A 26,026-nucleotide genomic window follows, 5' to 3' on the forward strand; every position below is an offset into this window, starting at 1 on the left:
AATATTTAAAATAGTAAATTGTTAAATAGTAAATAGCATTATGTCTATATTAACATTATTCGTAGTTATCCCGGCCTTGATGTTGCCTGCACTGTGGATTGCCCGCAACGACAATCAGGTGCGTGGCGTGATGGTTGCCGGTGCTTCGTGTCTGCTGGCATTGTCTATATGGCTGACAATAGATTTCATTCAGGCTCGTGCCGGAGGTGATACCAGTATGATGCTTCACACTTATGCCGTTGATTGGTTCAAGCCTTTGAACATAAAATATGCCGTTGGTGTTGACGGTATCTCGGTAGTGATGTTGCTCTTGTCAAGCATAATAGTCTTTACAGGAACGTTTGCCTCGTGGCAGTTACAACCGATGAAGAAGGAGTATTTTCTTTGGTTTACTCTGCTCTCTCTCGGTGTTTATGGTTTCTTTATCTCGGTTGATATGTTTACCATGTTTATGTTCTACGAGGTGGCACTCATACCGATGTATCTTCTCATCGGCGTATGGGGCAGCGGCAACAAGGAGTATGCCGCAATGAAACTTACGCTAATGCTTATGGGAGGGTCTGCACTCCTCATTCTCGGAATTCTTGGTATCTATTTCTTCAGCGGTGCCACAACGATGAACGTTAACGAGATTGCTGCCATGCACAACATTCCGGTGGAAGTGCAGAAGATATTCTTCCCGTTCATCTTCATCGGTTTTGGTGTACTTGGTGCTCTTTTCCCGTTCCACACTTGGAGTCCCGATGGTCATGCCTCTGCGCCCACGGCCGTGTCAATGCTTCATGCCGGTGTGCTGATGAAGCTCGGAGGATATGGTTGTTTCCGCATAGCAATGTTCTTACTTCCCGATGCGGCACGCGAGTTGGCATGGATCTTCCTTATCCTAACTACCATATCGGTTGTTTACGGGGCACTCTCGGCATGCGTGCAGACCGACCTTAAGTACATCAACGCATACTCTTCGGTTTCGCATTGCGGCCTGGTACTCTTTGCACTTCTTATGATGACCCAGACTGCATGTACCGGAGCAATTCTCCAAATGCTTTCACACGGACTTATGACGGCACTCTTCTTTGCACTCATCGGTATGATTTACGGTCGTGCACACACTCGTGACGTTCGCTATCTCGGTGGTTTGATGAAGGTAATGCCATTCCTTGCCGTGGGATATGTCGTTGCCGGTCTTGCCAATCTCGGGCTTCCGGGTTTCTCGGGCTTCATCGCAGAGATGACAATCTTCGTGGGTTCGTTCGAGAAAGCCGACACATTCCGTCGCGTATGTACCATTATCGCCTGTTGCTCGATAGTAATTACCGCTGTATATATTCTGCGTGTTGTGGGTAAGATACTGTTCCAAAAGTTGCAATATCCGCACATGGATACTGTTAAACTTACCGATGCCACATGGGACGAGCGGTTTGCCGTAATCTGCCTCATTGCTTGTGTTGCAGGTCTTGGCACTTTCCCGATGTGGGCAAGTCGGGTAATCGACAGTGGAGTAGGTAACGTTTTGTCTAACATCTTAACCGCCAGCATCTAATTATGGGATACAGTCAATTTCTAAACATGATTCCGGAGGCAACGCTTGTTGCCATTCTGATTATAGCCTTCGTGGCAGATTTCGCATCGTCTAAGAACGGGCGGCGCACTTGGTTTAACCCGCTGATGTGTCTGCTGTTGCTTGTGCAGACGGTAGTCAGTTTCCTCCAGAAAGACCCGACAACGGCATTTGGAGGTATGTATGTCACAACAGCCGCGGCTAACGTGATGAAAACAATACTCGCGGCAGGCACACTCGTTGTCGTAATACAGGCAAGACAATGGCTCTCGCGTGAAGATACGGCTTTCAAGGAGGGTGAGTTCTATATGCTTGTGGTTTCTACACTGCTAGGTATGAACATGATGATGTCATCCGGACATTTCCTTATGTTCTTCCTCGGACTCGAAATGGCAAGCGTGCCGATGGCATGCCTCGTAGCACTCGACAAGTACCGCCACAACTCTGCGGAGGCTTCGGCCAAGTATATACTCACCGCCACATTCTCAAGTGGTGTGATGCTGTACGGCATATCAATGCTGTATGGTGCAACGGGACAACTTTATTTCGATGATTTTACAACAGTACTTGGCAAGGAACATCTTGCCTTGAGCATTGTCGGACTTGTGTTTTTCTTCAGTGGTCTCGGATTCAAGATAAGTCTCGTTCCGTTCCATTTTTGGACAGCCGACACATATCAGGGCGCACCGACAACCATCACCGGCTATTTGAGCGTTATATCCAAGGGAGCAGCGGCATTTGCGCTTTGTATCATTTTGATGAAAGTGTTCGCACCGATGATACAATATTGGGAGTATCTTTTGTACATAGTAATTGTGCTCAGCATTACCATAGCAAATCTTTTCGCCATACGACAGAAAGAACTCAAGCGTTTCATGGCATTCAGTTCCATCTCGCAGGCAGGCTATATTATGCTTGCCGTGGTGGGAGCAAACCAGCACGGTGTGGCAGCACTAAGTTACTACGTACTTGTATATGTAGCAGCCAACCTTGCCGTATTTACCGTTATAGGCACTGTCGAGGAGAACAATTCAGGCAGAACGGATATGCGTGCCTATGATGGTTTCTATTCCAAGAATCCTAAGTTGGCATTCCTTATGACGCTTTCCCTCTTTTCACTTGCCGGAATTCCGCCGTTTGCAGGAATGTTCTCTAAGTTCTTTGTCTTCATGGCAGCGGCAGAACAAGGTTCAACATTGGCATACATAGTAGTCTTCGTGGCATTGATAAACACCGTTGTATCGCTATACTACTATCTGCTCATAGTGAAAGCAATGTATATTCGCTCGGCAGAAAATCCGTTGCCAACGTTCCGCACTGATGCCGGTACGCGTATCGCCCTTGCCATCTGTACGGCAGGCATAATGCTTTTCGGTATTTTTTCGTGCATTTACGATTGGATATTCGCCGCAGCGGCATAAGTAACCACATGTAATGAGGTTACCACCAAAATGGTATGACCCCCGAAAGTTGGAAATAAGACCAACTTTCGGGGTTCATTTAATTTATGGAATCTACTTTTAAACAGATGTCATACGGGATTGTTATCTGCGAACAGTTTCATGCGTTCTTCGAGTTGTGCATATTGATGTTCCTCTATGAACGATGTGCAGACACGCAATCCCTCTTGTTGCGAACCCGTTGTAATGAGACAGATGGCGCTGACACCGTAGTACATCAGTTCGCGTGCCAATGTTCCGCTTGTCATTCCGGGGTATCCAATGGTGAAATAAAAACCGTCGGCAATGGGGCGGTCAAGGTCTCGGTCATATACTATGTGGAAATTATGCTTGCAGAATATTTCCTTAAGTTTATGCGCCCGTTCTCCATAAACTTTCACCTCGTTGCGGAAATTGTAAGTACCATCGCATGCCGCACCGAGCATTGCCGCCATTGCGTGCTGTGCGCTGTGGCTCGTTCCCGATGATAAGGCATAAAGCATGCGTGTAGAGAATACAAGTCCGAAAGGAAGTCCCTCGTATCGTGCCGACAAATCATCGTAGTGTCGGTGGAATAATTTATCGCTGATGCATGTCACACCGATGCGTTCGCCGGCATAACTGAAAGCCTTCGATCCGCTTATGAGCAAGATATAGTTATCGGTGTATCGAGCCACACTTGGTTGGAATGGCGGTTGGAACGGTTGGCTCATATCCTTACGGAAATCCATTGCGAAATATGCGAGATCTTCCATTACTATGACATCATGGCGTGTCGCCATTTCACCGATAATTTTCAATTCGTCATCATTGAAGCATATCCACGATGGATTATTGGGGTTGCTGTATACAATGGCGCAGATATTTCCTTTCGACAAGTAGCTTTCAAGTTTTACACGCAGTTTGTCACCGCGGTAGTCATATACGTCGAACGTTTCATATTTCACACCTTGAACCTGCAACTGCATTTTCTGTACGGGAAATCCGGGATCGATAAACAGAACAGTATCTTTTTTACGGTCAGCCTGCGAGCATGTCAGGAACGATGCGAACGTTCCCTGCATACTTCCGCATACCGGTACACATCCTTCCGGCTTTATGTCTATGTCGATGAAAGCCTTCACAAAGCGTGATGCCTGACGTTTCAATTCCGGAAAACCCTGTATGTCCGGATAACTGTGAGCAATACCTTCCTGCAAAGACTTTATCTGTGCATCTACTCCCACCTTTGCGGCAGGCAGTCCAGGTATTCCCATTTCCATTTTTATAAATTCCACACCTGACTCTTTCTCTGCCATTGCAGCAACTTGTTTTACCTCGCGTATCGTTGCTTTGGCAAAGTCGCGTATTCCTAAATTGTTGATCAATTTGTCAACTATTTCTTTTTTTATTGGGGTATTCATTTAATTGAATTTTAGGATTGAGACTTTAATATTGAGAATCGGAAATTGGGAATCGTTTTTCTGTCAAGTACAGTCAATTCACAACTTCCAATTCTCAATCAAATATTATTTTTGTTCAGCCCTTCCTAATGCGAGAGCCTTGATATTCGCTTCAACGATGGCATCGCCTTTTCGTCCGAATACTCTGTGTATGGCATCTTCCAGTTTTGAGTATTCTATGCCGAGAGCCTTTTGTGCCGCTCCGAGCAGTATCATGTTTGCCGAGCGAGGCACGTTGTTCTCCTTTGCCATCTTCTCTATGTCGAGTACGATAACGTTGTCTATCTTTGCAAGGTTTGCATTTATAACCTCCATGTCGGGATAGTTCGTTATGTTCACGAACGGTGTGCTTGATGTTATTATCCAACCGTCTTTGGCGAGATAGGGCAGATAACGCAGTGCCTCCATCGGCTCCATTGATATTATCACATCGGCACTTCCCTTTGCTATTAAGTCACTGTTTATCGGCTCTGACGAGATGCGCAAGTTCGATTGCACGTCCCCTCCTCTTTGGCTCATTCCGTGTACCTCTGCCTGTTTGATGTAAAGATCCTCGTTCATGGCCGCCTCGCCTATTATTGTTGCGATGGAAAGGATACCTTGTCCTCCCACACCACATAAAATTATGTCTGTTTTCATTTTTAGATTTACGTTTTTACGGATTTATAGGGTTATTTCTTTTCCGCAGCCTTTTTCTGCTTCATGTGTCGCTGCAGTGTTTGTACGCATTCGCGTCTTGGAATGATTACAGAAGTACCCTTGTAGTTTATCTCCTCGCGAATGATGCGTGTTATCTCCGTCATGTTCTTGGGCAATGGTACAACAACGTGCAAGTGGTCGTTGCTTATACCCAGTCCGCGGCATATATCTTCGAACTTGTTCGTTCCTGCCGACTCCTGTCCTCCTGTCATTCCGGTGGTGAGGTTATCGCTTATTATAACCGTTATGTTTGCATTTTCGTTTATGGCATCAAGCAGTCCTGTCATTCCGGAATGTGTAAACGTTGAGTCGCCTATTACTGCCACCGATGGCCATTGTCCTGCATCTGCCGCACCTTTTGCCATTGTGATGCTGGCACCCATGTCGACACATGCATGTATTGCACGGAACGGTGGCAGGAAACCGAGTGTATAGCAGCCAATGTCTCCGAACACGCGTGCATTATCGTATTCGCGCAGTACCTCGTTTAATGCTGCATACATGTCTCTGTGTCCGCAACCTTTGCAAAGTGCCGGCGGGCGCGGTGCCACATCTTCGCAAGGAGCAAAGTTTTCACCCGTTTCCATTCCGAGAGCCTTCTTCACCACGTCCGGATTTAGTTCGCCGGTGCGTGGCAATTCTCCGGTCAGTCGTCCTTTTATAACTGCATTTCCGTCCATTACGCCACGCAGTATTTCCTCGATAAACGGTTGCCCTTCTTCTACGACGAGCACCGAGTCGCATTCATCGCACATGCGTCTTACGAGTTTTTTCGGCAGCGGATATTGCGAAATCTTCAATATGGGATATGGACTGCCGTTGGGGAAACACTCGTTGACATAGTTGAAACCTATGCCGCTTGCTATTATACCCATGGAGGTTGCAGCGCTTCCTTTTGCTTCGATGTATTTGTTATACGGAGACACTACTGCATCGGCTTCAAGTTCCGCCTGTTGTGCCGTGACGATGTCGTTGCGTTTGCGTGCGTTTGCCGGCAGCAATACCCAACTGCCCGCTTCGGCATTGTAGTTCATCTCGTTTTCCTTACGCGCTTCGGTTGCCACTTTTACCACTGCACGAGAGTGTGCCATGCGCGTCGTCACACGCATCAACACCGGCAGATGCTGACTTTCGGAGTACTCGAATGCAGTGTTCATCATGTCATACGCCTCCTGCTGCGAACTCGGTTCGAATGTAGGTATCATTGCAAATTTGCCATAGAAGCGTGAGTCTTGTTCGTCCTGTGACGAGTGCATGGAAGGGTCGTCGGCCACAAGAACCACTATACCGCCGTTAACCCCGGTCATGCCGGAGTTAACGAATGGGTCGGCACATACATTAAGACCTACGTGTTTCATGCAGACCATTGCACGCTTGCCCATGAACGACATGCCCAGCGCGGCTTCCATCGCTGTCTTTTCGTTCGTGCTCCAGCGGCTGTGTATTCCGCGTTCCTTGGCAATCTCGTTGCCTTGTATGAACTCGGTAATCTCGGTCGAGGGAGTTCCGGGATAAGCATACACACCGGACAGTCCGGCATGGATTGCACCCAGGGCAATGGCTTCGTCTCCCAATAAAAGTTTTTTTTCTGTCATTTTGTTAAAATTTAGGTATTAGTTATTAAACGTGTATTATATCAGCATCATTCATCACGGGGAATTTCTTTTGGAAAGCGGACAGTTTTTCCATGTCTATTTCTACCGTTGCGGCACACTCTTCTCCGTTTTTACAAATTGCCATGTCGTTGCCGTAAGGGTCTGCCACGAGTGAGTTTCCGCAGTATTCGCAGTCAGGGTCGCGCCCGATTCTGTTCACTCCCGCCACATAGCATTGGTTTTCTATTGCTCTTGCGTGTAACAGTGTGTTCCATACATTTATGCGACTTGTCGGCCACGAGGCTACATATATTGCCATGTCGTAGTCGCCGCGATTTCTGCCGAACACCGGAAAACGCAAATCATAGCACACCTGAAGCAATATCCTTACACCTCGCCATTCCGTCACGACACGCTCTTTTCCTCTTGTATAATGCAGATTCTCACCTGCATACGAGAACAAGTGACGTTTGTCATAGGTGGCAATTTCGCCATCCGGCTTGACAAAATACAATCGGTTGAAAAAACTGTTGCCGCACCTTATTGCCATACTGCCGGCAATGGCCGCTCCTTTTTCAGTCGCCTTACGACGCATCCAGCGCAATGTATCCCCGTCTTCGTCCTCTGCAATTCCTTCCGGTTCGGTGACAAAGCCCGTCGTGAACATCTCCGGAAGAATATAAAGGTCGGACTCCGGCGCATTGTTAATCATGGCATCTGCTTTTTTGACATTGCCGGAACGGTCTTTCCAAACCATATCCATTTGTAGAATAGTTGTCTTCATAGTCTTTCCGATTGAATAAAATCCGGTTCGCTTCCTGTTTTTTAACTCGGAAAAGTGTAAAGTATTACCTTCACGACTGCAAAGATGCAAAAAAAAAACGTAAAACAAAAATAAATCGATAATTATTTTGCTGTTTGCTTTCTAATCACTACCTTTGCAACCGATTTTCGAAAATAGTCACTTAATAACATTTGATGAAGAACGACAAAAAAGGTAACCAATACCGTATTAACGAGCAGATACGTGCTCGCGAAGTAAGAATTGTAGGAGAAGACGGATCCACCGTAATGCCGACAAGGCAAGCATTGGACATGGCGCGCCAACAAGGTGTTGACCTCGTGGAAATATCTCCCAATGCCAATCCTCCCGTATGCCGACTCATCGACTATTCGAAATTCCTCTATCAGCAGAAGAAGCGTGCCAAGGAGATGAAGCAAAAACAAGTGAAGCAGGACATAAAGGAGATACGCTTCGGTCCTCAAACCGACGAACATGACTACAACTTCAAACTGAAGCATGCCAAGGAGTTCCTCGAGGATGGAAACAAGGTTCGTGCGTATGTATTCTTCCGTGGTCGCTCAATACTATTCAAGGAGCAGGGAGAGGTTCTCTTGCTGCGTTTTGCAAACGACCTCGAGGAATACGGAAAGGTTGAGCAAATGCCGAGCCTTGAAGGCAAAAAGATGTTCCTTTACATCACTCCGAAGAAAGCGGGCGTGGCAAAGAAAAGCCAACAGAAACGAGACCGTGAGCGCAGCGAGACAGATGCGAAAGCCGAGGAAACGCAGCAAGTTGAAGCACAGACTGTCGGAAAAGGAGGATTGTTTGCCAACGTGAAAGGTGGCGAGGACATATTGAAGAAACTGAAAGAGGATAGTGAAGACTGACAAAGGTCAACGGGTGCGCGTAACGTCAGGTATATACGTTGCCGCCCCATTATAAATAACAATTAAATAATAAAAAAATGCCAAAAATGAAGACAAATTCCGGTGCGAAGAAACGTTTCCGTTTCACCGGTACTGGCAAGATTAAGCGCAAGCATGCTTATCACAGCCACATCTTGACAAAGAAAACAAAGAAGCAGAAGAGAAACCTTATTCACTCTGCAATAGTTGACAACAGCAACCTGAAGCAGGTACGCGATTTGCTCTGCCTTCGTTAATCATTAATTAAGAAAGGAAAGAAACTATGCCAAGATCAGTAAATCATGTTGCTTCAAGAGCAAAGAGAAAGAGAATTCTGAAACTTACACGCGGTTACTTCGGTGCCCGCAAGAATGTTTGGACAGTAGCAAAGAACACCTGGGAAAAGGGTTTAACTTACGCATATCGCGACCGCAAAAACAAGAAGCGCGTATTCCGTGCACTTTGGATACAGCGTATTAATGCTGCCGCACGCATCGAGGGAATGAGTTACTCGCAGTTGATGGGTGCATTGCGCAGGGCCGGTATCGAGATAAACCGCAAGGTTCTCGCAGACCTCGCACTGAACAATCCGGAGGCTTTCAAGGCCATTGTGGCAAAGGTAAAGTAATTCGGAATTACGAAATATTTGAATATGCCGTCGGACAGAGTTTGTGTCCGGCGGCATATTTCATTAAAACACTTTGTCTTTATGTATGAACAACCGTTGCAATTTCGGTGGAATTACTTTTCAATTTCGGTGGAATTAAAAAGCAAATCCGCCGAAATTGATATTCAAAATCGACAGAATTGCATTTTTTCACGCCTGTTCATTCAGAACATTTCTTATCAAATCGCATTGCCGCACGGTATCGAGAGAAGTATTTAAACGTCTTTCATTGATAGTGATATGCGATTGCGACGACGGTCTATCCCCGTAACTTTTACCATTACCTGCTGATGCAGGTGTACAATGTCGTTCGGGTCTTTTACATAACGGTTTGCAAGTTGGGATATGTGTACCAGTCCGTCATGATGCACACCGATGTCAACGAATGCTCCGAAATTTGTTATGTTCGTAACTATGCCCGGCAACACCATTCCTTCTTCGAGGTCGTCAATTTCTTTGACGTTCGGGTCGAAGTCGAATTCCTCTATCTTTTTGCGTGGGTCGCGACCGGGTTTCTCAAGTTCCTTCATTATGTCGCTGAGTGTAGGCAGTCCTATGTTGTCCCCGACGTAACGTGTGATGTCTATGCCGTCGCGTTTCTTTTTGTTTGCGACAAGTTCCGTAACGGTGCAGCCGCAGTCGTCGGCCATTTGTTCCACCACGGCATAACTTTCCGGGTGTACTGCCGAATTGTCGAGCGGATTCTCGGCATTGCGTATCCGAAGGAAACCGGCGCATTGTTCGAATGCCGCCGGACCGAGTCGCGGCACTTTCTTCAGTTGCTCCCTGCTGGTAAATGCTCCGTGTTCGCGTCGGTAATCCACAATGTTTTTTGCCAATGTAGGCCCGACTCCGCTGACATACGTCAACAGTTGTTGCGATGCCGTGTTAAGGTCTATGCCGACCGAGTTCACGCACATTTCCACGGTTTGGTCGAGCGAGTGTCTTAATTTTGTTTGGTCAACATCGTGCTGGTATTGTCCGACACCGATGCTTTTCGGGTCAATCTTGACAAGTTCTGCAAGAGGATCCAAGAGTCTTCTGCCTATCGATACAGCCCCTCGCACTGTCACGTCTTTGTCAGGAAACTCCTCGCGTGCAAGTTTTGAGGCAGAGTATATGCTTGCTCCGTCTTCGCTTACGACATATATACCAATTCTGTGTCCGTTGCCATCGGCAGGTTGTCTGTCGTAGTTTCCGCTTGTATTATTTCCTTTTTCCACCACCAAATTCTTGATGTTGTCTTCAACGAATTGTCTTGTTTCGCGGCTCGCCGTTCCGTTTCCTATTGCAACGGCTTCTATTCCGTAGTCTGCAATCATTTTTTTCAAGTGCATCGTAGCCTGCATAGTGTGGTTTATTGGCGGGTGGGGGAATATAGCCTCGTGGTGCAGCAAATTGCCTTGTGCATCGAGGCATACCACCTTGCAGCCGGTTCTGAAGCCGGGGTCTATACCCATCACTCGCTTTTGTCCTAGCGGTGCGGATAGCAGCAGTTGTCGCAGATTCTCGCTGAACACCTTTATGGCCTCGTCGTCAGCCTTTTCCTTGCTTGATGCGGCGAACTCCGTTTCTATTGAAGGACACAGAAGTCGCTTGTAACCGTCTTCCACCGCTTCTTCCACGAGTTTTCGACATTGCCCCTGTCCGCGTGCATATTTGCGTTTCAGTCTGCTTATGCACTGTTCGTCGTCAGTGGTTATGTTTACCCGCAGTATTCCCTCCGCTTCGCCCCGACGCATTGCCAGCAGTCGGTGTGACGAGCAACGGCGAAGCGGTTCGCGGAAATCGAAATAGTCGTAGTACTTTGCCGCCTCGTCGGTATCTTTTTTCTTTGCTGCAACTTTCGAACGTATTACCGCATCACGGTGGAACTGCTGTCTTACCAATTGTCGCGATTCTTCGTCTTCGCTTACCGTCTCGGCAACGATGTCCTTTGCTCCTTGAAGTGCGCTTGCCGCATCTTTTACATCGCCTTTCACAAATCTTGCGGCCGCCGTCGTCGCTTCCAACTCTCTCTGCATCATCAATATTTCAGCCAATGGTTCGAGTCCTTGTTCGCGTGCCGCCTGTGCCCTTGTTCTGCGTTTGGGCTTGAAAGGCAGGTATATGTCTTCAAGTTCGGTGGAATCCCACGTGGCATCTATGCGATGATGCAGTTCGTCGGTCATGCGTTCCTGCTCGGTTATGGTTTTTACTATGGTTTCTTTCCGCCTGCTTATTTCTTTCAGTCGCTCGTTGAGGTTGGAAATACTTGCTATTTGTACCTCGTCGAGTCCTCCGGTGCGTTCTTTTCTGTAACGTGATATAAAGGGTATTGTGCAGCCTTCGTCAAGAAGTCGCAGAGTATTCTCCACCCATTCTTGCGGCAGTTGCAATTCCTTTGCTATGATTTGAGCGAATATGTCCATGTTTACCTGTTATTTTTGGCAAAATTAATAATTTTATTTTGTATTACCGTTAAAATGGAGTAAATTTGCAGACATTATGATTTCTGTTGAAGGATTAAAGGTGGAATTTGGCGTAAAGCCGCTGTTCTCCGATGTCGCTTTCGTGATTAACGATCGAGACCGCATTGCACTCGTCGGTAAGAACGGTGCGGGGAAGAGTACGATGCTGAAGATACTTTGTCGGCAGCAACGCCCGACCGGCGGAACAATAAGCATTCCGGCGGAGACCACTATCGGATATTTGCCACAGGTAATGGTGCTGCAGGACAACACCACGGTGCGCGAAGAGGCACGCAAAGCGTTTGCCGGAAGCACCGAGATGAAAGCAAGGCTCGAGGAAATGAATCGCCAACTGACAGAACGCAGCGACTATGAGAGCCGCGAATATATGGAACTCGTGCAGAGATATACCGAAGAACATGAGCAGTATATGATGATGGGAGCCGATAATTATGAGGCGGAAATTGAGCGAACTCTCTGCGGACTGGGTTTCGGGAGGGAAGATCTCGACCGTCCCACAAGCGAGTTCAGCGGAGGTTGGCGCATGAGAATAGAACTCGCAAAGATATTGTTGCAGAAACCCGATGTACTGCTGCTTGACGAGCCTACGAACCATCTCGACATAGAGTCGATACAGTGGCTTGAACAGTTTCTTGCACAGAGTGCGAAAGCTGTGGTGCTTGTTAGTCACGACAGAGCGTTTATAAACAACGTGACAAACCGTACGCTGGAGATAAGTTGCGGTAACGTTACAGACTACAAGGTAAAGTATGATGAATATGTGCAACTGCGCAGGGAACGGCGTGAACAGCAGTTGCGCGCATACGAGAACCAGCAAAAAGAGATTGCGGAGGCAAGGGCGTTTATAGAGCGTTTCCGCTATCAGGCAACAAAAGCCGTACAAGTGCAGCAAAAAATACGCCAACTGGAGAAAATTGTGCCTATCGAAATAGACGAGGCGGACAACTCGGCGATGCATCTCAAGTTTCCACCATGTCTCAGAAGCGGAGATTATCCGATAATATGCGAAGAAGTGGGCAAGGCATACGGCGAACACAAGGTTTTCGATGGTGTAAACCTTACCATAAAACGTGGCGAGAAAGTGGCATTTGTGGGAAAAAACGGAGAAGGAAAGTCAACACTCGTGAAATGTATCATGGGTGATATACCATACGAAGGGATGCTGAAAGTGGGGCATAACGTGCAGATTGGATATTTCGCACAGAATCAAGCGCAACTACTCGACGACTCGCTCACAGTGTTCGATACCATCGACCGTGTGGCGAGAGGCGACATAAGGTTAAGGATAAATAACATTCTCGGAGCATTTATGTTCGGAGGAGAGGAGGCCGACAAACGTGTGAAAGTGCTTAGCGGAGGAGAACGCAGCAGGCTGGCAATGATAAAACTGTTGCTCGAACCGGTCAATCTGTTGATACTTGATGAACCGACGAATCATCTCGACATGCTTTCGAAAGATGTGTTGAAAGAAGCCATAAAGGCATTTGACGGCACTGCAATCATCGTAAGCCACGACCGTGAGTTCCTTGATGGTCTTGTAGGCAAGGTCTATGAGTTTGGTGGAGGAAAGGTGAGAGAACATCTGGGAGGTATCTATGATTGGATTAATTCGTCGGTGCAGACCGTACATAAGGTCGAGATGACAAAGACGGTGACAGGGAAAGATAACTCGGAAAAGGAAAATGAAAAGAAAAACAACACCTCGACGATTTCATACCAAAACAGGAAAGAGATGATGAGGTGCGTATCAAGGTTGAAGAAAAGCATTAAAGATACGGAGGAGAAGATAGAGAAGATGGAGGAACATATTAGCAAACTCGACAAGATACTATGTACTCCGGAAGGGGCGAGCAACATGGAGGTGGTAACAGAATATACATCAACGAAACTATTGCTGGACAAAGCGACTGACAGATGGGAACAACTATCTATGGAACTTGAAAAAAACAAAATAAAATATCTAACTAATTAAATCATTATTATGAAAATCAAGACTTTAATGGCAACATTGTTTTTTGCTGCTGCGGCCACAGGAGCCGATGCACAAGCACAGAAGACGGGAATTTATCCCGAGAATCTAAACCGTAACGTTAGTCCGAGCGAAGATTTTTACGAGTTTGCCTGCGGTGGTTGGATGAAGAAAAATCCGCTGCCTGCGGCTTACTCACGCTATGGCTCGTTCGACAAATTGGGAGAGGACAACAATAAACGAATCAACACCATATTGACAGATATGCTGAAAAGTTCTTATCAAAAGGGGAGTGTTGAGCAAAAATTGAGCGATTTCTACAAACTTGCAATGGACTCGGTGCGCCGCAACCGTGATGGAGTGAAGCCTGTAATGCCGATGATGAAAGAAATAGCAGCGGCTAAAACAATCGATGATTTGCATGCTTTCCAAAACAAGTATGCACCGTTCGGGTATGGAGTTCCAATGGGAATAGGCTTCGGTGCAGATGAAAAGAATGCCTCGATGAACATTCTCAACATCTACCAAGGAGGACTTACGCTCGGACAGAAAGAATATTATCTAGACAACGACAAAGCAACCAAGGAAATACGCGATGCCTATAAGAAACACATTGTGCGCATGTTCCAGTTGTTCGGATTCAAGAAAGGCGATGCCAACAAGAAGATGAACCTTATTCTTGCATACGAGACTGCACTGGCAAAGGTTAGCAAGAGCCGTACGGAACTGCGCGATGTTGAGGCAAACTATAACAAGATGACGTTGAAAGAGTTCCAAACGAAATATCCTAACATTCCACTTGAGAAATTCCTCAATGCCGAAGGAGTTAAGAGCGAGTTCATACAGGAGATGGTGGTGGGACAACCGTCATTCTTAGAGGGTGCCAATGCGCTTATTGCCGGTCACGATGTGGAGACGTTGCGTGCTTACATAGAGTGGGACGTGATAATGAGAGCATCAAGTTATCTTAGTGATGACATCATTGCTGCAAACTTCGATTTCTTCGGAAAGACAATGCGCGGACAGAAACAGAACCACCCGCGCTGGAAGCGTGCCACCAATCAAGTGGAAAGTCAGATGGGAGAGGCTCTCGGAAAGATTTACTGTGAACGTTATTTCCCTGCCACATCAAAGGCTCGCATGGAACGTCTCGTAAAGAACTTGCAACTCGCATTGTCAGAGAGAATCCTTGCACAAACGTGGATGGAGACTGATACGAAACTTGCTGCATTGGCAAAACTCAGTTCGTTCTATGTGAAGATTGGATACCCTGACAAGTGGAAAAATATGGACGGACTCGTAATAGACCCGTCAAAGTCATACTATGAGAATGTTCAGGCGTGTGGCATATTCTGGGACAAGGACAACATCGCACGGAAAGCCGGAAAGCCGGTTGACAAGACGGAGTGGCTTATGACACCACAGACGGTGAATGCCTACTACAATCCTTCTACCAACGAGATATGCTTCCCGGCAGGAATTCTTCAGTATCCGTTCTTCGATCCGGAGGCTGACGATGCTTTCAATTATGGTGCAATAGGTGTGGTAATCGGACACGAGATGACCCATGGCTTCGATGATCAAGGTCGTCACTATGACAAGAACGGCAATATGATTGACTGGTGGACAGAGGCTGACAGCAAAGGATTTGAGGAAAAGGCAACACTATTTGATAATTTCTTCTCTAATATAAAAGTTCTGCCCGACCTTAATGCAAACGGTCGACTTACACTTGGTGAGAACCTTGCCGACCACGGGGGACTACAGGTTTCGTTTGCAGCATACAAGAATGCTACAAAAGGAATGCCGTTGCCTACCATAGACGGACTAACCGCCGACCAGCGTTTCTTCATTGCATACGCAGGAGTATGGGCTGCGAATATCACGGAGAAAGAAATACGCTCGCGTACGAAGAGCGACCCGCACTCACTCGGTTGCTGGCGCGTCAACGGTGCACTGCCGCACATTGACGCTTGGTATGAAGCATTCGGCGTGAAGGAAGGCAACAAACTTTTCATTCCGAAGAGCCAGCGTCTCGATCTCTGGTAATACTACAGTTATAAACAAACAATTCGGCATACGTCTGTATATTACAGCGTATGCCGAATTGTTTGTTTTATGAGTAAATACAACGTGTTAGACGTTGTTGTTATTATCTTTTCAGTCCTTTGTATTGACTCAAAATTTCATTTAGTTGTTTTTCAATGTTTTCAACACCACCCTCAATGTCAGACTCGATGTTTAACGGCATTACCGGATCGTGTAACGACATGCGCAACAAGAACCAACCTCTTTCTTTCGCTCCGTTGCAATTTATGCGCAGCCCTTCGTAGTTGGGGCTTACAATTTCCCATTCGTTTATGTCACCGATAATTGTTGGCAGTTCTTCCAATACTTTTTTGCCATACTCGGCGAAGTCATTACTTGTGATTGTAAAACGTATCTCTTTACTTTCTGCAGGCTGTTCCAAATCGGTAATCAACGACGAAAGATTTTGTCCTTTGGAATTAAGTATTGCTGTTTCCACCAGCAGTTTTGCTATGAGATACGCCCCATCGTCGAGGAAATAGTTCTCACGCAGTGCGGCATGTCCCGATGTTTCGATTGCAAGCCAACTCTCTTTGCCTTCGTTGTTCAGTCGTATCGACTCGTTTATCACGTTCTTGTATCCGCGTTTGAACCTGTGGTGAACACCGCCATGATTTTTAATGAATTTGGCAAGTCCCACGGATGTTATTGAGTCGGTTACAATTGTGCTTCCCGGATGTTCCCTGAGCATGATGGCAGAGATGAGAGCAATAAGCGAGTTACGGTTTATCGGTTCTCCGTTTTGGTCAACGATGGCGGAGCGATCGACATCGGTATCGAATATTATACCGAGTTGTGCATTGTTTCGTTTTACCGCATCGCACACCGACTGCATAGCCTTCTTATCTTCCGGGTTAGGAATATGATTAGGGAACATTCCGTTAGGTTCGAGGAATTGGCTTCCATCTGTATCGGCGCCCAATTCCTTGAGTACTTTGTCTGCGAAGAAACCACCGGCTCCGTTGCCGGCATCTACTATTATTTTCATACCTTTCAGTGGCTGCTCATAGTTGGGAAGATTAGCCCCTTTACGTATATAATCCACCAATGTAGAGGCGTACAAGTCCATGAAATTCCACTTCTCAACAGTTCCTTTCTCGTCAGCAGATTTGTATGATCCGTTTTCGGCGATTGTCAGTATTGCCGAAATGTCCTTTTTGTCGAGCCCCCCGTCCTTTGTAAAGAACTTCAGTCCGTTGCGGTTGAAAGGCAGATGACTCGCCGTAATCATTATTCCGGCAGTTGTCGGCTGTTCTTTGTCAACAGTGGTCATAAACATTGCCGGTGTCGATGCCATTCCGCAGTCGAACACTTTCGCGCCACTTTCCGTGAATCCTTCAGTCAGTGATTCTTTCAAAGTCTGTCCGGATATGCGGGAGTCAGTTCCTACGGCTATGCCGGGACGTGCCGTTCCAGTCTTTTCTTGCAGCCATTTCACAAACGATTGTGCCAAAATCTTGACCACTTCCGGCGTAAGATTAACGTCTTCCCCTTCAACTCCTTCTATTGCCACACCTCTAATGTCGGAGCCATTCTGAAGTTTCTTCCAATTCATAATAATTGATAATTGTATGTTTAGTAATTTGTTATTAATAAATGTTTCGTTTTCCTATCATTCCTATCCATGAAACTCACCTGATATTTCTTGTCGAACGTTCTTATTGATATGTTTTTCTTTGTTGTCGTAAAGACTATGATACCATTTGTAAATTTGTCATAAGCGGTTCTACTACAAAAGCATTATCATTATCGTAAAGTCGTTTTAATCTATTCTTACGGTTTTACGGGCTGTATTATAATATTCTTTGTCTATTTCTTTCGTATCCAGGAACCTATGCGTCAATAAATACATTAGTTTATCTTTGAGTTAATGGTGCCGTTCTCGTAATTCAATTTTGAAAAATGTCTGTCGGAAACTCCGGAGCGTATGCTTCTACATTTGCACCTACTATTGTTCTGATGGCTTTTTCGTTACTTACTTGTATCATTGCACTATTCTTTGTATTATTATTGATATGTTTGAATAAAGCACGCTGCAAATTTAATAAAAAATGTGGGAAATAAGTCTGTTAGTTAATAAAAAAGATTTTTTGGAAGATTAAGCCACAATAAATACATACATGATAATTCGGCATATACATGGGATATTCTTTACAGTTTGTTGTATAAAAGTAAAAGAAAGGTTTTTATTTTGCGAAATCGTTTTTATTGTTTAATTTTGCATCATAAATATAAGAGAACGCCATAAAACGCAGTGTTGCCATAATATAAAGAATGGATAGCAGATGATACGGAAGATAGAACTTCTTGCACCGGCAAAGAATTTGGAGTGTGGGATTGCTGCCATTACCCATGGCGCAGATGCCGTATATATCGGTGCCGACCGTTTCGGTGCCCGTGCGGCAGCCGGCAATTCGCTCGAAGACATACAAGAACTATGCCGTTTTGCCCATCTCTATGCAGCAAAAGTTTATGTTACGGTAAACACCATTGTCTATGAGAACGAGATAGAAGACGTGCGCCGGTTGCTTTCCGACCTGCAAAGGATAGATGTTGATGCCATATTGGTACAAGATATGTCAATGCTCAACTCTCAACTCTCAACCAAAATACCTCTTCATGCCAGCACCCAGACCGACAACCGAACGGTTGAAAAGGTAAGATGGCTGCACTCAATAGGTTTTCATCGCGTAGTGCTTGCACGCGAGTTGTCGGTTGCTGAGATTGCAAAGATACATCGCGAAGTTCCCGATGTAGAACTTGAAGTATTCGTACACGGCGCGCTTTGCGTAAGTTACAGCGGCCAGTGTTACGCCTCACAGCATTGTTTCGGGCGCAGTGCAAACCGTGGTTCGTGTGCTCATTTTTGCCGTTTGAAGTTCCAACTTGAAGATGCAGACGGCAACAAGTTGGGACGTCCGCAGTATTTCCTCTCCCTGAAGGACATGTGTCAAATAGACCGTATGGAAGAATTGACAGATGCGGGAGCCGTTTCTTTCAAGATAGAAGGCAGATTAAAAGATATAACATACGTCAAGAACGTAGTGGCGGCATACAGCAGGCAATTGGACAAAATTGTGGAAAAAAGTGCCGGCAGGCTTGCCCGTGCATCTCTCGGAACAGTCTCGTACACGTTCACTCCAAATCTGAATAGAACTTTCAACCGCGGATATACCAACTATTTCATAGACGGGCGAAAACCGGAAATCTCCTCACCGGACACTCCCAAGGCAACAGGCGAGTTTGTTGGGAGAGTGAAAGAGATACGCGGGCGGCGTATAACTGTGGCGGGCATGTCGTTGTTTGCTAACGGTGACGGACTTTGCTATATCAACGGTGAGCGCGAACTTGAAGGTTTCCGGATAAACCGTGCCGAGAATAATTTCCTTTTCCCTGCAAAGATGCCGCAGTCGTTGAAGCCCGGCATGCCGCTCTATCGCAACAATGACAGACGGTTCGAGCGTGAACTTTCGCGCGAGACAGCAGTGCGAAAGATACCCATAACGTTATTTCTGAATGATACGTCCGACGGATTCTCTTTGAAAGCTTGCATCGTTGGGACAGAAAGTCATGGTGAGATTACTGCTAAGGCTCGCATCGTAGCCGACAAGCAGGAGGCACGAGTGCCGCAACATGAAAACATCATTCGTCAGTTGACAAAGTTGGGAGACACCCCGTTTTCGTGTAAAGACGTAGTTGTAAGTCCGTCGGATTTCAATTTCTTCATTCCGTCAAGTCTTCTCGTTGCGTTGCGCCGTGATGTTACCACGCAACTTTCCGATGCCGTTTCGTACCATGTGAGGTGCGTCCGCGAGACATGTGGTACATCTGTTTCGCAGACTGTCACGCCCCCTCCGCGCATGCCGATGCCCTATTTGTATAATATAAGCAACCATATCTCTCGCGATTTTTACGAAGTATGCGGTGCAGATAACATTGGCGAGGCGTTCGAGGTAAAACCTCCGGTACACCGTCCCCTCCTCATGCAGTGTCGCCACTGTATCCGCTACAGTCTCGGTTTCTGTGTCAGACATGGCGGCAAGAACCCCTCGTGGCGAGAACCTCTCAGTCTTGCACTTCCCGACGGGCGGCGTTTTCCATTGGAGTTCGATTGTAAAAACTGCCAGATGAACGTTTATGCCGAATAACATCAGAGTCGCATTCCTCGTCATTGTATCGTTCACGATGCTCTCGTTCTGCTCCTGCGGCAAGGGCATAACCTTTCGCCATGACACGAAAGTCGATACCACCATGTTGACAGCCAAACAACAAGACAGTCTGCGTTTCGACCGCGAACACCACTATTCGCAGAACTATAATTTCGTTGTGAACAAGTCTTCGCTGGCTCTTCTCAAGCAACTCCCCGAGGAGGCACTCGTCGGCATGCCGGTAGATAGTGTCATTCTATTGAAAGGCGACCACATTGTCGTTGCCGATATTCGTGTCATTCCGCACGATGCCGAAGACAGTATCTGGGTGCAGGTGGCCCACGACCAACAGACGTTCGGTTGGGCACGAGAGTCACATTTGTTGCCGGCGGTTGTACCGGACGACCCCATATCCAAGTTCATATCCATTTTCAGCGATGTTCACTATGTAATCTTCATCGTTGTCATCATACTTTTCTCGGCGGCATACGTTGTACGTGTATCGTTCCGCCGCAATGCTCATATCGTGCATTTCAACGATATTCCCTCGTTTTACCCAACCTTGCTTACGCTTATCGTGGCCACATCGGCATCTTTCTATGCCACGATACAAAATTTCTTGCCCGACACATGGCGCGAGTTTTACTATCATCCCACGCTCAATCCCTTTGTGACAGAGTCTGTTTTGTCACTGTTTCTTGTGTCTGTGTGGGCAATGCTCATCGTAGGTATTGCTGCCATTGATGTGGCTCGGCAGCACCTTCCGTTCGGCGATGCCGTGCTTTACGTTTGCGGATTGGCTGCCGTTTGCGCTGCCGACTATATCATTTTCAGCGTCACCACTCTGTGGTATGTTGGGTATGTTCTGCTTGCCGTGTATGTGTTTTTTGCCATTCGGCGGTATCTGCATTTTTTCCGTGCACGCTACGAATGTGGCAACTGTGGTCAGCCTATGTACCGTAAAGGACGTTGTAATGCGTGCGGAGCATTGAACGAATAGTAACTGCCGATGAGTAAAACCGCTTGTTTTGCTTTGTAAATTCGCCTGTTTTGCAAAACAATCTCGGCGAATTTGGTTTGCAAAACGGACGATTTTATTTTTTAAAATATACCGCAACCGTGACAATCGGCAATGTACGAACGAAAACGCCGGTGTTAGACACGAATTTCATAGTGTTTAACCCCAATCTGTCATTAGACCGCATTTGCTTAGATTTGCCATTGCCATTACGCTTCCCGACTGCTTTAGCCCGCTTGCTGCCATTTGCGCAGCCATTACATCTCGACGCAGCCCGCTACGCCTTCGATGAAATGGTTGTGCATCTGCTCAACAATCGAACAAAATCGGTTGAGGGTTCTAAAGACCGATTTGGTTTTAAAATCCATATAAATAAGGATTGTCATTTTTTCTTTTTTGACATACCTTTGCATCCGAAAAAACAATTATGAAATTTGTTATGATAAAAATGTTTTCAACCGCAGTCGTTATTTTTTCTGCTATTTCTGCCTCGGCGGTAGTAAATAACGGCACTCCGGACATATCGCTCATAGATAGTTCGCGTGTTCACGACCTTGATGAGGTAATCGTTATATCACAACCAAAGGAACAACTGCGCATGCGCATGCAACCCATAAGTTCGTCAATGTTCTCTGTCACCGAAATAAACTCGCTGGGAGTGCGTGATCTCCGCGAACTTTCTTCATATATACCATCATTTTCAATGCCTAACTACGGCTCGCGTTACACTTCGGCAGTATATGTGCGCGGCATAGGTTCGCGCATCAACAGTCCGGCGGTAGGTATATATGTTGATGGCATGCCTCTGGTTGCAAACAGTCAATACAATTTTCATACATATTCCGTTGAGCGTGTTGACATTCTGCGCGGTCCGCAGGGAACTCTCTACGGAATGAATACCGAGGGCGGAATGATACGATTATACACAAAGAACCCGCTCAAATACCAAGGCACCGATGTGTCGTTGGGGTGGGGCACACGTTTTTATCGTAATGTCCGGATTGAACATTTCAGCAAACTTGGCAGCCGTTTCGGCATTTCGCTTGCCGGATTCTATAATGGTCAGAACGGTTTCTTCCGAAACAAAACCACGGGACAGCGTGCCGACAAATACAACGAAGCAGGCGGGCGTTTCCGTCTCGCATATTCCGACAACAACCGTTGGACTGCCGATGTTATAGCCGACTATCAGTATGTGCGACAAAACGGTTTCCCGTATGGCATGATGGACTTGACTACGGGCGAGACGGCAAGTCCATCGACAAACCGTCAGAGCAACTACCGTCGCAACATGTTGAACACAGGATTGAACTTGAAATTCCGCGGTAATTATTTCGATTTCTTCTCTACCACATCATACCAGTATCTTAAAGACTATATGATGATAGACGTTGACTATATGCCCACAGACCTACTTCACTTGGAGCAGAGACAACTTCATAACTCAATAAGTCAGGAGTTTTCGTTCAAAAGCAACAAACAAGGTGTATGGCAGTGGACTAACGGCGTGTTCGGCTCATATCTATGGCAGAGGACTGATGCACCGGCGTATTTCGACAATGATTTTACCTCGCGCATTTCGAATGTGGTACAGAAACAGATGTATAATGCCATTTTTGCATCGATGGTGGAAAAAATGAAGAGAAAAGGGTTGTCCGAAGAAGCCGCAAAGGCAGCCGCAGCCGCAGCGATAGAGAAAGCCGGAGGTATTTCTATGAATGTTGACATGGATGTTCCGGGCTTGTTCCATACTCCGCATTTCAATCTCGGCTTGTTCCACGAGAGCAATTTCACATTCGACAAACTTACATTGACGCTCGGACTGCGTTATGATTACAGCCATTGTGCCATACGCTATGAGACATCGGCAATGATGAAAATGACGGCAAACGTAATGGGCAGTATTGCCACAAACGTGTTGTCGTCCGTGCTGGACGGGCGCAACCATAACGATTTCAATCAGTTGCTACCCAAATTCGGTGTCAGTTATCGAATTGACGAGGCCGGAAGCAATGTATATGCCACGGTAAGCAAAGGTTACCGTGCAGGCGGTTTCAACATTCAGATGTTCTCCGACATCATGCAGGCAGAACTCAATGCCAACCGCGACAAGGCAAATCGTAAAAGTTATGACATACCACATACTGCCGAGGATTATAACAAAATGAACAAAATCATTGCTTTCAAACCGGAGATAAGTTGGAACTATGAGGTTGGAACGCATCTCAATCTCTTCGGAAACTCTTTGCAGGCAGATTTATCCGCATATTACATGCAGGTGCGGGATCAGCAACTTTCGGTCATGGCAGGTAATTACGGATTCGGTCGTATGATGGTAAATGCGGGCAAGAGTTTCAGTTGCGGCATCGAGACTTCGCTCCGCGGCAAGGCTCTAAACAACAATCTCTCGTGGGCATTGAGTTATGGTTACACTCATGCCGTGTTCCAAGAGTACGATGATGCGGTAATAATTGGCGGGAAACAAGTTGAAATAAGTTATAAGGACAAGAAAGTACCATTCGTTCCCGAACATACACTGTGCGCACTTGCAGACTATACTTTCCCGATAGCCGCCACCGGATTGCGTGCCATTAAAATCGGTGCCAACGCATACGCACAGGGCAAAATCTATTGGGACGAGGCCAATACATTCTCGCAGAAAATGTATTGCATACTTGGTGCCCATGCCGATGTCGATTTCGGGTGCGTTACTCTTAGTGTGTGGGGGCGCAATCTTGCGGGTACGAGGTATAACACTTTCGCTTCGTTCAACAATGCCACAAAACAGTATTTTGCACAGCGAGGCAATCCTTTCCAAATGGGGGTTGATTTGAATTTACACCTATAATATAAATGATTGATTGACGGTAGTGGTCGCATCGGTTTTCCAATGCGGCCATTACTCTTTTTGTAGAAAATAAATATTACCATTGCAGAAATTTGGATTTGATGTGATTATTTGATAACTTCGCTGTCGGATAATTTTTGAAAACATTAAAACAAGGAAAGATAAAGATATGGTAAGAAAATATATATATTATGCATGCCTCATAATGGTAGTATTTATTCCGGCATCATGTTCCGACAGCCATGACGCGGCTGTTCTCGACCTCGAACATTATGAACCTGTGGATAAGTTTGTCCCGGCATACGAGGCACTTACCAATCGCACCGACATTGCCACAAACAAAGACTATGACATTGAACAAACCGTTAAAGTTATAAATGCGCTTGAGTTGGCACAAGCAAATTCTGAAAATTTCAATGATTTCCTGATGCAGATGGCACGATTGGACTACACCGGAGTCGCCCCCGATGTAATGGAGGCAAAACAGAAACTGTTACCCATACTGCAATATATGTATAAGTTGCAGGCTATGGACGAGCAGTTGAGCGACATGTGGATGCTTGTACGCAGTGCGGCGGCGGGAGGGAAGACGGCAATCAAAGACAAGAATATTGCACAGGTGGCATTCGCTGCGACAGGAGATCCGATTGCCATTTTCAGCATAGTAAGTTCCGAAGATGCCGACCATGCCACAAGTTCGGCATTCGACCAATACGAGAAAGACAAGAAACTGAAAGATGAGATACGCTCGGACATAGAACGGTTGCGTACATCATATATGCAATACCTGACCGATTATGCACCGATATACCATAAGTATATGAAAGAATACGACCTTATGTGTGTGGAGAAAGACCGTGCGTATATGGATATTTACTCCGGACAACCTACGAGTGCGCTTGCACACTCGCAGAAAATACTCGACAAATATCCGGGCAACGGCGAGGCAATGCTGTTGAAGTCGTTTAGTTTGATAATGGGAGGTAACGGTTCTTCGGCAACCGGTGCCATAAACGGCATTAGACAATCAGTGCAGGCAAAAGACAGTATTATTACAAGTAGGGGAGAGGTAATGCTCCAAGATACCATGACGGTACATCGACAGACGATGAACGATGCACAGTGGGAGGCAGACGTAATTATCGATGACTACATGTTGCGTTATCCGGACAGCACGGCTCCGGCAATGGTTTTGAAAGGAATGCTTTGCCAACAGACCGGTAACGTAAATCAGGCAATGTTGTATTTCGATCAGGCTGCAATAGAATATCCCAGACAAGCGGCACGGCTAACGGATATGCTTGAATCTTACCGACTGCGCAACTATCTCGGCAAAACCTCCGAAGGACAGTATCTCACACGTCTTTATCGTTCGCAAATGGAGGGATACGGTTTGTTCAGCCCCAATCTCTTGAAGGCTAAGTGTCATGCGGACAAGCGAGATTTGTCCCAATGCAAGGAGGAAATTTTCAAACACTTCTTCCGCCGTGGCAATCAAGGAGTATATGATGGGCTGCTCTCCGACATGCAATTCTGTGAAGAGCATCTATATGCCGGTTTCAAACAACTGCTCATAGAGAGTTCTTTCATAGACGTGGAGGTGGAACCTGAGACAAAGTGGCTCTTCTGGGAGGATGACGAACTGTTGAATGTGAAAATCAAAAATCGTTCTGACCTTGACCTTGAAAATGTGCGCGTGTTTCTCTGTATTCACTATACCGACATGTATAAAGACGAATACGACGTGGTGCGTGTACCGAAGACAATGAGCATAATAGGAAAGCACTCTACGGCGGACTTTGATACTGTAAGATTGTCATGCGCCGGAAAGAAGACCGGAGACATTACCCGCATTCGTGCCATTGCCATAACAGATGACAAAATATGCTGGGTAGATGAGACCGGATACAAGAAAAAACATGCCATAAGCATTAGTGGCAACGGTGTAGACAGAAGAATAGAAAAAGACAAGGAAGAATATCTGAAGAATTATTCCATAGAGCCGCGGAAACTGAAACAGACCATGCTCGGAGGTATTACGGTATTACAGCCGGAGGATGATCCGAAAGAAGAAAAAGGTTTCTGGGCGACAATAGGTTCGTGGTTTTGTCGTCCGGACAACGATTTGAAGATAGAATTGCCACGAGTGCTTACCATGATAGATCCTGTGTTCTCTTTGCGCAGTGCAGATAATGATGATGTGCTGATGCCCACAAGCAACTATCTATCGGGTACATCCATACATCTCGTGTTCGATTATGTTCCGAAATACAACGAACAATTGCCACTTTATATATATAGTGATTTCGTTGACTTTCGAATAAATATAATCTATCGCGGCAAAGACTCTGTGATAAGCAGTGTAGAGGAGGTTTAGTGATTTTCGAGCGATACG

Annotated in this window: 18 protein-coding genes; 12 read left to right on the forward strand and 6 right to left on the reverse strand. The window is 46.2% G+C overall.

The window, feature by feature from the left end:
- The first annotated feature begins 40 nt into the window (after window positions 1-40).
- Both EII32_RS00810 and EII32_RS00815 read left to right on the forward strand, forming a co-directional pair.
- Window positions 41-1,540, forward strand: coding sequence for a NuoM family protein (locus EII32_RS00810; protein WP_125233557.1), 1,500 nt, complete (start codon window positions 41-43; stop codon window positions 1,538-1,540).
- 2 nt (window positions 1,541-1,542) lie between these two features.
- Window positions 1,543-2,979: an NADH-quinone oxidoreductase subunit N gene (locus EII32_RS00815; RefSeq protein ID WP_125233558.1), complete on the forward strand. Its 1,437-nt coding sequence runs from the start codon at window positions 1,543-1,545 to the stop codon at window positions 2,977-2,979.
- Between the two features lie 110 nt (window positions 2,980-3,089).
- On the opposite strand, the gene EII32_RS00820 is transcribed toward EII32_RS00815, so the two are convergent.
- The 4 genes from EII32_RS00820 to EII32_RS00835 form a co-directional block, all read right to left on the reverse strand.
- Window positions 3,090-4,400 (reverse strand): aminotransferase class I/II-fold pyridoxal phosphate-dependent enzyme, encoded by a 1,311-nt coding sequence (locus tag EII32_RS00820; RefSeq protein ID WP_125233559.1) that lies wholly within the window; start codon window positions 4,398-4,400, stop codon window positions 3,090-3,092.
- Window positions 4,401-4,505: 105 nt separating this feature from the next.
- Complete coding sequence (locus EII32_RS00825; protein ID WP_125233560.1) at window positions 4,506-5,078, reverse strand: indolepyruvate oxidoreductase subunit beta; 573 nt, start codon at window positions 5,076-5,078, stop codon at window positions 4,506-4,508.
- A 32-nt stretch (window positions 5,079-5,110) separates the two neighbouring features.
- The gene (locus EII32_RS00830) at window positions 5,111-6,733 is read right to left on the reverse strand and encodes a thiamine pyrophosphate-dependent enzyme (RefSeq protein WP_125233561.1); all 1,623 of its coding nucleotides are present in this window, start codon (window positions 6,731-6,733) and stop codon (window positions 5,111-5,113) included.
- Between the two features lie 25 nt (window positions 6,734-6,758).
- Window positions 6,759-7,517 carry an amidohydrolase gene (locus EII32_RS00835; RefSeq protein WP_125233562.1) on the reverse strand — a complete coding sequence of 253 codons (759 nt, stop codon included), beginning with the start codon at window positions 7,515-7,517 and terminating at the stop codon, window positions 6,759-6,761.
- Between the two features lie 194 nt (window positions 7,518-7,711).
- Between EII32_RS00835 and infC the strand changes: the two genes are divergently transcribed.
- The 3 genes from infC (at window position 7,712) to rplT (ending at window position 9,050) form a co-directional block, all read left to right on the forward strand.
- The gene (gene infC, locus EII32_RS00840) at window positions 7,712-8,404 is read left to right on the forward strand and encodes a translation initiation factor IF-3 (RefSeq protein ID WP_125233563.1); all 693 of its coding nucleotides are present in this window, start codon (window positions 7,712-7,714) and stop codon (window positions 8,402-8,404) included.
- A 77-nt stretch (window positions 8,405-8,481) separates the two neighbouring features.
- The gene (gene rpmI / locus EII32_RS00845) at window positions 8,482-8,679 is read left to right on the forward strand and encodes a 50S ribosomal protein L35 (protein WP_125233564.1); all 198 of its coding nucleotides are present in this window, start codon (window positions 8,482-8,484) and stop codon (window positions 8,677-8,679) included.
- Between the two features lie 26 nt (window positions 8,680-8,705).
- On the forward strand, window positions 8,706-9,050 hold the full coding sequence (rplT, locus tag EII32_RS00850; protein WP_125233565.1) for a 50S ribosomal protein L20: 345 nt from the start codon (window positions 8,706-8,708) through the stop codon (window positions 9,048-9,050).
- Between the two features lie 254 nt (window positions 9,051-9,304).
- Here rplT and EII32_RS00855 read toward each other — a convergent pair whose 3' ends face one another.
- Window positions 9,305-11,500: a Tex family protein gene (locus EII32_RS00855; RefSeq protein WP_125233566.1), complete on the reverse strand. Its 2,196-nt coding sequence runs from the start codon at window positions 11,498-11,500 to the stop codon at window positions 9,305-9,307.
- 76 nt (window positions 11,501-11,576) lie between these two features.
- Between EII32_RS00855 and EII32_RS00860 the strand changes: the two genes are divergently transcribed.
- Both EII32_RS00860 and EII32_RS00865 read left to right on the forward strand, forming a co-directional pair.
- A complete protein-coding gene (locus EII32_RS00860) occupies window positions 11,577-13,532 on the forward strand; it encodes an ABC-F family ATP-binding cassette domain-containing protein (RefSeq protein WP_125233567.1) in 1,956 nt (651 codons plus the stop codon).
- A gap of 9 nt (window positions 13,533-13,541) precedes the next feature.
- Window positions 13,542-15,578 carry a M13 family metallopeptidase gene (locus EII32_RS00865; RefSeq protein ID WP_125233568.1) on the forward strand — a complete coding sequence of 679 codons (2,037 nt, stop codon included), beginning with the start codon at window positions 13,542-13,544 and terminating at the stop codon, window positions 15,576-15,578.
- Between the two features lie 103 nt (window positions 15,579-15,681).
- Here EII32_RS00865 and EII32_RS00870 read toward each other — a convergent pair whose 3' ends face one another.
- On the reverse strand, window positions 15,682-17,172 hold the full coding sequence (locus tag EII32_RS00870) for a phosphomannomutase/phosphoglucomutase (protein WP_125233569.1): 1,491 nt from the start codon (window positions 17,170-17,172) through the stop codon (window positions 15,682-15,684).
- Between the two features lie 733 nt (window positions 17,173-17,905).
- Between EII32_RS00870 and EII32_RS00875 the strand changes: the two genes are divergently transcribed.
- The 5 genes from EII32_RS00875 to EII32_RS00895 all read left to right on the forward strand — a co-directional run bounded on the left by EII32_RS00875 (window position 17,906) and on the right by EII32_RS00895 (window position 26,008).
- On the forward strand, window positions 17,906-19,765 hold the full coding sequence (locus EII32_RS00875) for a peptidase U32 family protein (RefSeq protein WP_125233612.1): 1,860 nt from the start codon (window positions 17,906-17,908) through the stop codon (window positions 19,763-19,765).
- On the forward strand, window positions 19,755-20,765 hold the full coding sequence (locus tag EII32_RS00880; protein ID WP_125233570.1) for a zinc ribbon domain-containing protein: 1,011 nt from the start codon (window positions 19,755-19,757) through the stop codon (window positions 20,763-20,765). The genes EII32_RS00875 and EII32_RS00880 overlap by 11 nt, the downstream gene beginning before the upstream one ends.
- Window positions 20,766-20,980: 215 nt before the next feature.
- On the forward strand, window positions 20,981-21,214 hold the full coding sequence (locus EII32_RS00885; RefSeq protein WP_125233571.1) for a hypothetical protein: 234 nt from the start codon (window positions 20,981-20,983) through the stop codon (window positions 21,212-21,214).
- The gene (locus EII32_RS00890; RefSeq protein ID WP_233582270.1) at window positions 21,211-23,631 is read left to right on the forward strand and encodes a TonB-dependent receptor; all 2,421 of its coding nucleotides are present in this window, start codon (window positions 21,211-21,213) and stop codon (window positions 23,629-23,631) included. The genes EII32_RS00885 and EII32_RS00890 overlap by 4 nt, the downstream gene beginning before the upstream one ends.
- Window positions 23,632-23,800: 169 nt before the next feature.
- Window positions 23,801-26,008, forward strand: coding sequence for a tetratricopeptide repeat protein (locus EII32_RS00895; protein WP_125233573.1), 2,208 nt, complete (start codon window positions 23,801-23,803; stop codon window positions 26,006-26,008).
- The last annotated feature ends 18 nt before the right edge of the window (window positions 26,009-26,026 follow it).

It is taken from the genome of Prevotella sp. OH937_COT-195 (assembly GCF_003932845.1).
Taxonomy (GTDB): Bacteria; Bacteroidota; Bacteroidia; order Bacteroidales; family Bacteroidaceae; genus Prevotella.

Excerpts from the sequence above, each read along its gene's own strand:
- EII32_RS00880 (WP_125233570.1), top strand. The coding sequence starts at position 19,755 with ATGCCGAATAACATCAGAGTCGCATTCCTCGTCATTGTATCGTTCACG.
- EII32_RS00855 (WP_125233566.1), bottom strand. The coding sequence starts at position 11,500 with ATGGACATATTCGCTCAAATCATAGCAAAGGAATTGCAACTGCCGCAA.
- EII32_RS00895 (WP_125233573.1), top strand. The coding sequence starts at position 23,801 with ATGGTAAGAAAATATATATATTATGCATGCCTCATAATGGTAGTATTT.
- rpmI (WP_125233564.1), top strand. The coding sequence starts at position 8,482 with ATGCCAAAAATGAAGACAAATTCCGGTGCGAAGAAACGTTTCCGTTTC.
- EII32_RS00865 (WP_125233568.1), top strand. The coding sequence starts at position 13,542 with ATGAAAATCAAGACTTTAATGGCAACATTGTTTTTTGCTGCTGCGGCC.
- rplT (WP_125233565.1), top strand. The coding sequence starts at position 8,706 with ATGCCAAGATCAGTAAATCATGTTGCTTCAAGAGCAAAGAGAAAGAGA.
- EII32_RS00810 (WP_125233557.1), top strand. The coding sequence starts at position 41 with ATGTCTATATTAACATTATTCGTAGTTATCCCGGCCTTGATGTTGCCT.
- EII32_RS00860 (WP_125233567.1), top strand. The coding sequence starts at position 11,577 with ATGATTTCTGTTGAAGGATTAAAGGTGGAATTTGGCGTAAAGCCGCTG.
- EII32_RS00825 (WP_125233560.1), bottom strand. The coding sequence starts at position 5,078 with ATGAAAACAGACATAATTTTATGTGGTGTGGGAGGACAAGGTATCCTT.
- EII32_RS00870 (WP_125233569.1), bottom strand. The coding sequence starts at position 17,172 with ATGAATTGGAAGAAACTTCAGAATGGCTCCGACATTAGAGGTGTGGCA.
- EII32_RS00890 (WP_233582270.1), top strand. The coding sequence starts at position 21,211 with ATGAAATTTGTTATGATAAAAATGTTTTCAACCGCAGTCGTTATTTTT.
- EII32_RS00820 (WP_125233559.1), bottom strand. The coding sequence starts at position 4,400 with ATGAATACCCCAATAAAAAAAGAAATAGTTGACAAATTGATCAACAAT.
- infC (WP_125233563.1), top strand. The coding sequence starts at position 7,712 with ATGAAGAACGACAAAAAAGGTAACCAATACCGTATTAACGAGCAGATA.
- EII32_RS00835 (WP_125233562.1), bottom strand. The coding sequence starts at position 7,517 with ATGAAGACAACTATTCTACAAATGGATATGGTTTGGAAAGACCGTTCC.
- EII32_RS00815 (WP_125233558.1), top strand. The coding sequence starts at position 1,543 with ATGGGATACAGTCAATTTCTAAACATGATTCCGGAGGCAACGCTTGTT.
- EII32_RS00830 (WP_125233561.1), bottom strand. The coding sequence starts at position 6,733 with ATGACAGAAAAAAAACTTTTATTGGGAGACGAAGCCATTGCCCTGGGT.